The sequence below is a fragment of the Streptomyces sp. NBC_00887 genome, assembly GCF_045207585.1.
Genome location: NZ_CP108788.1, coordinates 6,377,919 through 6,388,871 on the forward strand (window position 1 = coordinate 6,377,919; position 10,953 = coordinate 6,388,871).

Here is a 10,953-nt window from a genome sequence, read left to right on the forward strand (position 1 = left end):
GGCTCCCGAAACCGGGTCACCGCCACCGAACGCTGCAACTGATCAACACCTCTGGAGAAGAGATGTCTGTCCCGCTGCACGAACTGATCGCCCAGCAGACCGTCCGTACCCCCCACGCCATCGCGGTCGACGACGCACAAGGGTCGATGACGTACGCGCAGCTGGACCGCCGCGCGAACGGGATCGCGCGGTTGCTGCGCGGACGCGGTGTCCTCCCCGAGTCGAGGGTGGCCGTCTGCCTGCCGCGCGGGCGTGAGCTCGTCGCGGCGCTCCTGGGCGTCTGGAAGGCCGGCGCGGCCTACGTGCCGCTGGACGCCGGCCACCCGGCCGAGCGCATCGCCTGGATGGTCGCGGACAGCGGCGCGCGGACGGTCCTGACCGTCGACGAGTCGGCCGGGGCTCTGGACGGTGTCGTACCCGACGGTGTCGTGCTCCTGGACGCGGCCGGCGGCGAGGCCGACGCCGAACCGGTGGAAACGGGCCCGCAGCACGCCGCGTACATCACGTACACCTCGGGCTCGACGGGCCGCCCGAAGGGCGTGCTCGTCGAGCACGGCGGGATCGCCAACCGGGTGGCCTGGTCGGTCGCCCGCCAGGAACTCACCCCGGACGACCGGGTGTTGCAGAAGACCGTCCTCACGTTCGACGCCGCGGCCCTGGAGTTCTTCGCACCGCTGGTCGCGGGCGGCACCGTCGTGATGGCCCCCGAAGGCGCCGAATCGGACCCCGCACTCCTCGTACGGACGGTGGCCGACCGGAACATCACCGTCCTGCAGGGCGTGCCCTCCGTGCTGCGGCTGCTCGCCGAGGAGCCCGCCTGGTCCGAGTGCACCGGGCTGCGGCTCGTCCTGTCCGCGGGTGAGGCGCTCGACGCCGAACTGTGCCGCAGGCTCGGCGAACCCACCGGCGCCAAGGTGTGGAACACCTACGGCCCCACGGAGTGCTCCATCGACGTCACGGGCCAGGAGTTCGACCCGGAGCTGCACACCGAGGCCGTGCCGATCGGCCGGCCGGTCGACAACATGCGCGTGTACGTGCTCGACGAGGAGCTCGACCCGGTCCCGATCGGCGTCGTCGGCGAGCTGTACGCCGGGGGCATCGGTGTGGCACGCGGCTACGTCGGCAACCCGGCGCAGACCGCGGAGAGGTTCGTACCGGACCCGCACGGCCCGGCGGGCAGCCGCATGTACCGCACCGGCGACCTCGCGCGCTGGCGCTCCGACGGCGCACTCGCCTACCTCGGCCGCGTGGACCACCAGGTCAAGGTGAACGGCGTCCGCATCGAGCCCGCCGAGGTGGAGGCCGCACTCAACGCGCACCCCGACATCCGGGGCGCCGTGGTCGGCGCGTACACCGTCGGCGGCGGGAAGCGGCTCGTCGCCCATCTGGTGACCGCCCGCCGCATACCCCGGGACGAACTGCGCAGCTTCCTGCGCAAGCGGCTCCCCGAGCCGATGGTCCCCGCCCTCTTCGTGCCCGTGGACGCCTTCCCGCTGACCGGCAACGGCAAGATCGACCGCAAGGCCCTGCCCGACCCCGAGCAGCCCGGCACACGGACCACGGGCGAGGGCCCGCAGTACACCGCACCCCGCACCGTTGCCGAACGTCTCGTGGCCGAGGTGTGGGAGCAGCTGCTCCAGGTGGAACGGGTCGGTGTGCACGACGACTTCTTCGCCCTCGGCGGCTCCTCCCTCGTCCTGACCCGGCTGGCCGACGCCCTGGGCAGGGCCTCCGGGGACAGCATCCAGCTGCGCGGGCTCTTCGCGGCCTCCACGGTCGAGGCCCAGGCCAAGCTCCTGGAGGAGGCGCGGCCCGCCGTACCCGAGGTGGTGCCGGTGGGACGCGACACACCGCTGCCGCTCTCCTTCGGACAGCACCGGCTGTGGTTCCTGGACCGCATGCACCCGGGCAGCGCCGAATGGGTCGCGCCACTGTTCCTCCGGCTGCCCGCCGGGACGGCCGCCGACACGGTCCAGTCCGCACTGGACACGCTGGAGACCCGCCACGAGTCCCTGCGCACCCGGTACGTCCTCGAGGGCGAGGAGCCCCGCCAGGTGGTGGCCCGGGCGCAGCCGGTCGAGCTGCGCGTGGTGGATGCGAGCGAGGCGGAGATCGAAGGGCTGTTCGGGGAGCAGTTCGCCCGGGGCTTCGACCTGAGCGACGGGCCGCTGTGGCGGGCTCTGCTCGTACGGGTTCCCGTCGGTGGCCCCGTGCTGCTGGTCACGACCCACCACATCGCCAGCGACGGCTGGTCGACGGTGCTGATGGACCGGGAGATCCGCGAGCTGTGCGCCGCCGCCTCCGAGGGCCGGACACCGGAACTCGCCGAGCTCCCGGTGCAGTACGCGGACTACGCGGCCTGGCAGGCCGCCCGGTCCGACGACACGGTCCTGGACCGCGAACTCGACTACTGGAAGAACGCGCTGCGCGGCATGCCCGAGCTGCAGCTGCACACGGACCGGCTGCGCCCGGCCCGGCGCGACGGGCGGGGCGAGGGCGTGCGCTTCTCGGTGCCGGCCGGTCTCGCCGACGCCCTCAGCGGCATCGGGCGGAAGCACGGCGCGACCCAGTACGCGACCCTGCTGGCCGTCTTCGCCGCGCTGCTCTCACGGCACAGCGGACAGGACGACTTCGGCATCGGGAGCCCGGTGACCGGGCGGCTCAGGCGCGAGACCCAGGGCACGGTCGGCTTCTTCCTCAACTCGCTCGTCATGCGCTGCGACCTGACCGGCGACCCGACCTTCGGTGAGCTGCTGGGACGCACGAAGGACACGGCCATGGCCGGCTTCGCGCACCAGGAGCTGCCGTTCGAACGGCTGGTGGACGAGCTGCAGCCGGTCCGCGACCTGTCCCGGACCCCGCTCTACCAGGTCGCCTTCGACCTCCAGGACGACGGCGCCACCTCGGTGGCCGCCGACGGGGTGTTGATGGACGCCTTCCAGGGCGCCTGGCGGGTGGCGAAGACCGACCTGACGATGTTCGTGTGGCGCCAGGCCGACGGCTCGCTGAACGGTGCGCTGGAGTACGCGACCTCGCTGTTCGACCGGCCCACCGTGGAGCGCATGGCCGACCACTTCGTGCGACTGGTCGAGGGTGTGGTGGCGGCGCCCGAGGCGGCACTGTCCGCCATCGACATCACCTCGGTGCACGAGCACCGGCTCCTGCGGGTCTGGAACGACTCGGCGGTGGTGGTGCCTGAGGTGTCGGTGCCTGAGCTGGTGGCGCGTCGAGCTTCTGCGGCGCCGGATGTGGTGGCTGTGGAGGCGGGTGGGTGGTCGTTGTCGTTCGCCGAGTTGGATGTGCGGGCGAATCGGTTGGCGCATCGTCTTCGTGCGGTGGGTGTGGGTGCGGAGTCGACGGTTGCGGTGTTGCTGGATCGTTCGGTGGATCTGGTGGTGTCGTTGCTGGCGGTGTGGCGTGCGGGTGGTGGGTTCGTTCCGATGGATCCGGTGCTGCCGGCGGGTCGTATTGCGGGGATGGTCGAGGACGCCCGGGTGGATGTGGCGTTGACGTCGGCCCGGTATGCGGATCGTTTCCCGGGTGTGGAGACGGTGCTGGCCGAGGGTGATGTGTCGTCTTTCCCGGCGTCGGTTCCTTCGGGTGTGCTGGATCTGGATTCGGTGGCGTACACGGTGTTCACGTCGGGTTCGACGGGGCGGCCGAAGGGTGTGCAGGTTTCGCATCGCAGTCTGGTGAATCATGTGGACTGGGCGGTGCGTGAGTTGGTGGCGTCGGGTTCGGGTGGTGCGCCGGTGTTCTCGTCGGTGGCGTTCGACTTGGTGGTGCCGAATGTGTGGGCGCCGCTTGCTGCGGGTCAGCGGGCGTGGTTGTGGGACGGTGAGCTGACCGAGTTGGGCGCGAGCCTGGCGGAGGCGGGTCCGTTCTCTTTCATGAAGCTGACCCCCGGGCACCTTGAGGTGTTGTCGGGTCAGTTGTCGGATGCGCAGATCCAGGGTTTGACGTCTCGTGTGGTGGTTGCGGGTGAGGCGTTGCCGGGTGGTCTGGTGGAGCGCTGGCGGGTGCTGCTGGGTGAGGGCCGGGTGCTGAATGAGTACGGTCCGACCGAAGCGACGGTGGGGACGTGTGTGTTCCCGTTGGTCGAGGCGTTCGAGGGTGTGGTGCCGATCGGGCGTCCGCTGCCGAACATGACCATGCGGGTGTTGGATGCGGGTCTGCAGCCGGTCCCGGTGGGTGCGGTGGGTGAGCTGTTCGTCGGTGGTACGGGTGTGGCACGCGGTTACGCATACCGTCCAGGTGCCACCGCGGAGCGGTTCGTGCCTGATCCGTTCGGGTCGGCGGGTGCGCGGCTTTACCGCTCGGGTGACTTGGTGCGGTGGCGCAGTGATGGTGCGGTCGAGTTCCTGGGTCGTATCGATGACCAGGTCAAGGTGCGCGGGTATCGCATCGAGCTGGGTGAGATCCGTGCCGCGTTGGTCGCTCATCCGCAGGTCACCGACGCCACCGTGGTGGTGTCGGAGGACCAGCGGATCATCGCCTACGTCGTCGGCAGCACGGACGCGCTGGCCGAGGGGCTCAGGGCTTCACTGCCGGAGTACATGGTCCCGTCCGTCTTCGTCGGGCTCGACGCGCTTCCGCTGACGGCCAACGGCAAGATCGACCGACGCGCCCTCCCCGACCCCGAGGCCACGGCCGCGGACGCGTTCATCGCTCCTGGTACGCCCACCGAGGAACGCATCGCCGCCATCTGGCGCGATCTGCTGGGCAAGGAAGCGAGCACCCAGGACAGCTTCTTCGACCTGGGCGGCCACTCGATCCTTGCCGTCCGGCTGGTCTCGCGCCTGCAGAACGAGTTCGACCTCGACCTGCCGATGCGCGTCGCCTTCGAGAGCCCGACGATCGCGCAGCTGGCCGTGGAGATCGAGGACCGGATCCGGGCCGAGATCGACGCCGTACTCACCGAGTCCCACTGATTCCGTCGAGACGAAGGACGTGCCCATGCGACACCTCATCTCCATCAGCGACCTGACCGACGACGACCTGCGGGGCCTGGTCGAGCGGGGGGCGGAATTCGCCGCCGGGGCCCGGGCGAAGTCCCTGGAGGACGCGATCGTCGGCGTCTACTTCCGGCGGACGTCCACCCGTACCCGTACCGCGTTCACCAGTGGTGCCCTGCGGCTCGGGGCGAAGGCGGTGACCTTCGGCCCCGACGACCTGCAGCTGAACACGGGGGAGACGACCGAGGACACCGGCCGGGTGCTCTCCGGCATGCTGGACCTGCTGGTGGCCCGCACCGCGGACGCCACCGAGGAGCTGCGGGCCTGGGCGGCCGGCGGGCGGATGTCCGTCATCAACGCGATGAGCGCGGAGGAGCACCCCACCCAGGGGCTCACCGATCTCACCACGCTGCAGCACCACTTCGGCCGCGTCGAGGGACTGAGGGTCCTGTACGTCGGCGAGGGCAACAACAGTGCCGCGGCCCTGGCTCTCGCCCTGACCCGGTTCCCCGGGACGGAGCTCGAACTGCGGACTCCGCCCGGCTACGGGCTGGCGCCGGAGATTCTCGCCACCGCCACCGAACAGGCGGCGCGCAGCGGGTCGAAGGTGTCCGAGCAGCACGACATGGGCGCCCTGCCCGCGGGTGTCGACGCCGTCTACACCACGCGCTGGCAGACCACCGGAACCAGCAAGCCGACCGCCGACTGGCGGGAGGTCTTCGCACCGTTCCAGGTCACCCGCGAGCTGTGGGAGGAGAGTCCGGACGCCGTCCTCCTGCACGACCTTCCCGCCCACCGCGGCCAGGAGGTCACCGCCGAGGTGCTGGACGGGCCGGCGAGCATCGCCTTCACCCAGGCCACGCACAAGCTGCACAGCGCGATGGCTGTCCTGGAATGGTGCTGGGCCGATCGGCCATGAGTGACGAGGGGGGGTATCGGGTACGGCGAAGAAGCAAGCACGCGCTGCCGACGCTGCGTAGTTACCGCGACTTCCGGCTGCTGTGGACCGGCTCCGCCATGTCCGTCATGGCGGAGCGCTGCTCGGGCATGGCGTTCACGCTGCTCGTGCTGTGGGACACCGGATCGGAGAGCGCGGCCGGACTCGTGGGCTTCGCGGGCCTGTTGCCGGCGCTGCTGGTCCAGCTGCCGGCCGGTGTCCTGGTGGACCGGTTGAACCGCCGGCGGGTGATGATGACGTGCGTCATCGTGCGCATGGTCGCGGTCGCCACGGTGGCTGTGTCGCTGCTGGGGGACACCGTCTGGGTCTGGCACATCGCGACGGTGGCGTTCATCCAGAGCAGCATGACGGTCTTCTACCAGCTGTCCGAGCGGGCCATGGTCCGCGGTGTGGTGCCGCCCAGTCAGCTGGGGGCGGCGATGGCGACGAACGAGGCACGTTCACGGGGCGTCAACTTCATCGGACATCCGGTGAGCGGTGCCATGTTCGGTCTCTCGGCGTGGATGCCGTTCATGTCGAGCGTCGGGCTGTACCTGCTCTCGCTGATCACGCTCGTGCGGCTGCGGGGGGAGAAGGAGCCGCCTCCCAGGCCGGGCAACAAGCGCCGCAACATGCGGGCCGACATCGCGGTCGGGCTGCGGTGGGTATGGGATCGCGCCTTTTTCCGTACGGCGCTGTTGATCATCGCGGGAAGCAATCTGGTCTTCCAGGGGCTCATCCTCACCGTGGCCGTCGTGGTCAGGGAGGATGGAGGCGCCGCGGGCACCATCGGGCTCATCATGGCGTCCGGCGGTATGGGAGGGCTGTTCGGGGCCCTGGTCGGCGGCTGGCTGAACAAGCGGCTGGCGATGCGTCAGATCATGATCATCGCGCATGTGACCTGGGCGCTGGTCATGCCCGCAGCGGTATTTTTCAGACAACCCGTGGCACTCGGTGTGCTCTTCTTCATAACGTCTCATATAGGAGCCGCTGTTACTGTCTCCGGCATGTCCTACCAGGTGCGCATCACCCCCAACAACATGCAGGGGCGGGTCGGCAGTGTCGTCATGCTCCTTGTGTCGGGGGCGAGTTCACTCGGTGCGCTCGGTACCGGGTATCTGCTGGAGGCAGTCGGCACCCGGCACACGCTCATGGTCGTGTCGGGAGTGATGGTGGTGCTCGCCCTGGTCGCCACCGTGGTCTTCACCAGACCGGGTGCGGCGCTCGAGGACCGGCAGGACAGCGCACCGCCCCCACAGCCCGAGCCGGTTGCCATCGCGGACGGGTCGACGGCCGATCCCCTCACCACCCTGGAATTGCGGAGAATCGATGGATGACGCAGTGCGGCTCGAGTCGCTGACCAAGACCTACGGATCCGGGGACAGCGCGGTGACGGCGCTGCGCGAGATCGGTCTGTCCTTTCCCCGCGGGAGCTTCACCGCCATCATGGGCCCGTCGGGCTCCGGCAAGTCGACCCTCCTGCAGTGTGCCGCGGGACTCGACAAGCCCACATCGGGGCGGGTGTTCATCGACGGCAAGGACATCGTCGGGCTGAACGAGACCCAGCTCACCGAACTCCGTCGCGAGACGACGGGGTTCATCTTCCAGGCCTTCAACCTGCTGCCCTCGCTCACCGCCGAGCAGAACGTGGCGCTGCCGATGCGGCTGGCCGGGCGCAAGCCCAAGCGCCGGACCGTGCAGCAGGCGCTCGCCCAGGTGGGGCTGGAGAAGAAGGCGGGCAGCCGGCCGAGCCAGCTGTCCGGCGGTCAGCAGCAGCGTGTCGCCATCGCCCGTGCGCTGGTGGCCCGGCCGGCCGTACTCTTCGCCGACGAGCCCACCGGCGCACTCGACCTCACCACGGGACGCGAACTGCTCGACACTCTCCGGCAGTTGGCCGGTGCGCCGGTGCCGGAGCCCGGCGTCGTGCCTGCTCCCGGTCACGGCGAGCGGGTGACGACGACGATCGTGATGGTCACGCACGACCCGAACGTGGCCGCGTACGCGGACAGAGTGCTGTTCCTCGCCGACGGCAGCCTGGTCGGCGAGCTGCGCTCGCCCACCGCCGAGGCGGTCGCCGCGCGGATGACGGACCTGGCGGTGTCGCGGTGATCAGGGTTGCCTTCCAGACCCTGCGGGCACGGTGGGTGTCGTTCCTCGGCACCGTCGTGGCGCTGGTGCTCGGGGTCGCGCAGGTCGCGGCCATGGGCGTACTCATCATGACCATGCTCGACCTGCCGGACCGGCCGGTGGAACGGTTCGCCGAGGCGCCCGCCGTGGTGCAGGCGTCCGACCCGGACTGGGACCCGGCCCACCACGACCTCGGGATCCGGTCGCTCGCGGCCGCCCAGGGAATCTCGGCCGAGCTGAGCGAGAAGGTCGCCGCCACCGGCGAGACCGTGGTCGACCGTGCCTTCTACGCCCAGCTCGAGGGCGGCCCCGCCGACCAGGTGGGCCACCCCTGGCCGGTGGCACGGTTCGGGGGCTACGACCTGGCCGACGGCAAGGAGCCGTCCGGCGCCAAGGACGTCGTGGTCCCGTCCGACCAGGCCCGTACCGGCGACAAGGTGACGGTCCTGACCGCCTCCGGCGTCGAGCAGTACACGGTCAGCGGCACGGTCTCCCCGGTCGGCTGGGAGGACGCCGTCTTCTTCACCGAGGCGGAGGCCGCCCGGCTCTCCCCGCGCATCGAGTCCCTGGTGGCGCTCGGCCCGGTCGCCGACGTGCGGGCCGCAGTCGGTGACGGCGCCGCGGTGCTCACCGGCCAGGACCGGCACAAGGCCGACGCCAGCGAGGCAGCCGACCGCGAGACGCTCGACAACACCATCACGCTGGTTCCGGTGATGGCCAGCGTGGCCGGCACCACCGCGATCTTCGTGGTGGCCTCCACCTTCGCCTTCGCGGTGGTCCAGCGTCGCCGGGAGGTCGCACTGCTGCGTACCGTCGGCGCCACCCCCAAGCAGGTGCGCAAGATGGTCCGCAACGAGGCGCTGCTCGTCGGCATCGTCGCCTCCGCGGTGGGCACGGTCCTCGGTCTGTTCGGCGCGCAGCTCCTCGCCGACATGCTCATCGCGATGGACATCTCGCCCGAGTGGTTCACGGTGGAGCCCTCGCTGCACTGGACCGTTCTGGCGCCGCTCGCCGCCGCCTTCCTGGTCGGCCTCCTGGTGGCGGTCGGGGGTGCGGCAGCCGCGGCACGCCGGGCCGGCAGCATCCGTCCCATCGAGGCGCTGCGCGAAGCCTCGGTCGATGACACGGGGGTGACGCCCGGCAGGGCGCTGCTCGGTGTCATCGCCCTGGTGGGCGGTGTCGGGTGGACGGCGTGGATCGCCGTCGCGTCCCCGACGAGCGTGCTCTCGCCCACGGTCTACGTCGTGTCGCTGATGGTGCCGGTACTGGCCGCGGCGGTGCTCGCGCCGCTGGTCGTCGGACCGCTCACCAAGCTGCTGATGCTGCCCTTCCGGGGTGCTTCGGGGCCCACCGCGATGCTGGTGCGCGAAAGTGCGCTGACCTCGCGGCGGCGTACCGCTGCCACCGCGGCCCCCGTCCTGCTCACCGTCGGGCTGGCCTTCTCGCTGCTGGCGGCCACCGACTCGCTGGGTGCCGCACGTGACAACGGGCTGCAGAACCGGGTCAGTTCGCAGTACGCACTCGCACCCGACGGAACCCCGGGCATCAGCCCGCAGGTGATCGAGCGCGTCGCGGCGATCGATGGCGTGCACATCGCGGCGCCGATCCTCACCACCGTCTACACCAAGGACGAGGACCGGTACGAGGAGAACGACGGACTCGTCGTCGATCCCGTCGCGCTGAAGAAGACGATGGACCTGAAGGTCATCGACGGGTCCCTGGACGACCTCGACGACAACAGCACGGCCGTGGCCGACCTGTGGGGCATGGACGTCGGCTCCCGGCTCGCCGTGGAGATGCCCGACGGCGAGCGCGTCGAACTGCGGGTCGCGGCGACGTACAAGGCGCTGCGGGGCGAGGACGTGGCGTACCTGCCGCAGCGGTTCGCCCCGTCGGCCGTCTACGCACGGGACGGTCTCGCGCGCAGGGCCTACATCACGCTGGACAACGGTGCCGATCACGCCGCGATCACCGCACAGATCCGCAAGGCGGTGGCCGGCGGCGGAGCGGAGTTCATGACGAGGGACCAACTGGTCGCTTCCGAGAGCGCGTACGCACGTCATCTCACGGAGGTGCGGCAGCGTTCGACCGCGGTGATCATCATGATCTTCTGCTTCATCGCGATCCTCAACACGCTCCTCATGGCGACGGCCGACCGGCGCCGTGACCTGGCGGTGCTGCGGATGGCAGGGGCCACGCCGAAACAGGTCGTCCGGTTCTTCGTCGCCGAGTCCCTGCTGGTCTCCGCCATCGGGGTGGCACTGGCACTCGCGGCCACCGCGGTCAACCTGGCCGGCCTGTGGGGTGCGCTGCTCCAGCTGTTCGGTACGACACCGATCGTCGTGCCGTACGTGATCGTCATCGCCGTCGCCCTCGTGTCCACGCTCCTCGCCGTGATCGGCACGGTGCTGCCCGTCGGCGCGGCACTGCGGGCGCGGACCGTCCAGTTCCTCGGCTCGCGCGAGTAGCCCGGCCACGCCTTCCAGGGGTGCCCGGCAGCCTTCCGGCAGCGGGGCGCCCCCCACCCGTAGCACCCCGAGACCCACGCGGTCCGGTCCCGCCTCCCCCGACGGGACCGGGCCGCGTGCTGCGTTGTGGCCGCGTGTGTACGGATGCGTTCAGTAGAGGGCCGGTATAGGCGGGCGTCCGAAGCTGAGTGCGAATCCGACCACCGAAGGGAAACCGACATGGCTGACGAGCAGACCGACAACCGCGTCTACCGGGTCGTCCTGAACGACGAGGAGCAGTACTCGATCTGGGACGCGGACCGGGAGCTGCCGGCCGGCTGGCACACCGAGGGCACCGAGGGTGCCCGGCAGGTCTGCCTCGACCGCATCGAAGAGGTCTGGACGGACATGCGGCCCGCGAGCCTGCGCCGCCGCATGGAGAAGTCCGGCGCCTGAGCAGGAACCGTCGGCAGGACCGGCGGCAGCA

At 70.5% G+C, this 10,953-nt stretch carries 6 protein-coding genes; all 6 read left to right on the plus strand.

What is annotated here, in order from left to right; genetic code table 11:
• The first annotated feature begins 62 nt into the window (after positions 1-62).
• The 6 genes from OG844_RS29235 (at position 63) to OG844_RS29260 (ending at position 10,922) form a co-directional block, all read left to right on the plus strand.
• Positions 63-4,931, plus strand: coding sequence for an amino acid adenylation domain-containing protein (locus OG844_RS29235; RefSeq protein ID WP_406394289.1), 4,869 nt, complete (start codon positions 63-65; stop codon positions 4,929-4,931).
• A gap of 25 nt (positions 4,932-4,956) precedes the next feature.
• Positions 4,957-5,874, plus strand: a complete 918-nt coding sequence (locus tag OG844_RS29240; protein ID WP_406394291.1) for an ornithine carbamoyltransferase — start codon at positions 4,957-4,959, stop codon at positions 5,872-5,874.
• Complete coding sequence (locus tag OG844_RS29245; protein ID WP_406394293.1) at positions 5,871-7,229, plus strand: MFS transporter; 1,359 nt, start codon at positions 5,871-5,873, stop codon at positions 7,227-7,229. The genes OG844_RS29240 and OG844_RS29245 overlap by 4 nt, the downstream gene beginning before the upstream one ends.
• Positions 7,222-8,001: an ABC transporter ATP-binding protein gene (locus OG844_RS29250; RefSeq protein ID WP_406394295.1), complete on the plus strand. Its 780-nt coding sequence runs from the start codon at positions 7,222-7,224 to the stop codon at positions 7,999-8,001. Before OG844_RS29245 ends, OG844_RS29250 begins: the two co-directional genes overlap by 8 nt.
• Positions 7,998-10,487, plus strand: a complete 2,490-nt coding sequence (locus tag OG844_RS29255) for an ABC transporter permease (RefSeq protein WP_406394296.1) — start codon at positions 7,998-8,000, stop codon at positions 10,485-10,487. The genes OG844_RS29250 and OG844_RS29255 overlap by 4 nt, the downstream gene beginning before the upstream one ends.
• A 219-nt stretch (positions 10,488-10,706) precedes the next feature.
• On the plus strand, positions 10,707-10,922 hold the full coding sequence (locus OG844_RS29260; RefSeq protein ID WP_329209918.1) for an MbtH family NRPS accessory protein: 216 nt from the start codon (positions 10,707-10,709) through the stop codon (positions 10,920-10,922).
• Positions 10,923-10,953: the final 31 nt, after the last annotated feature.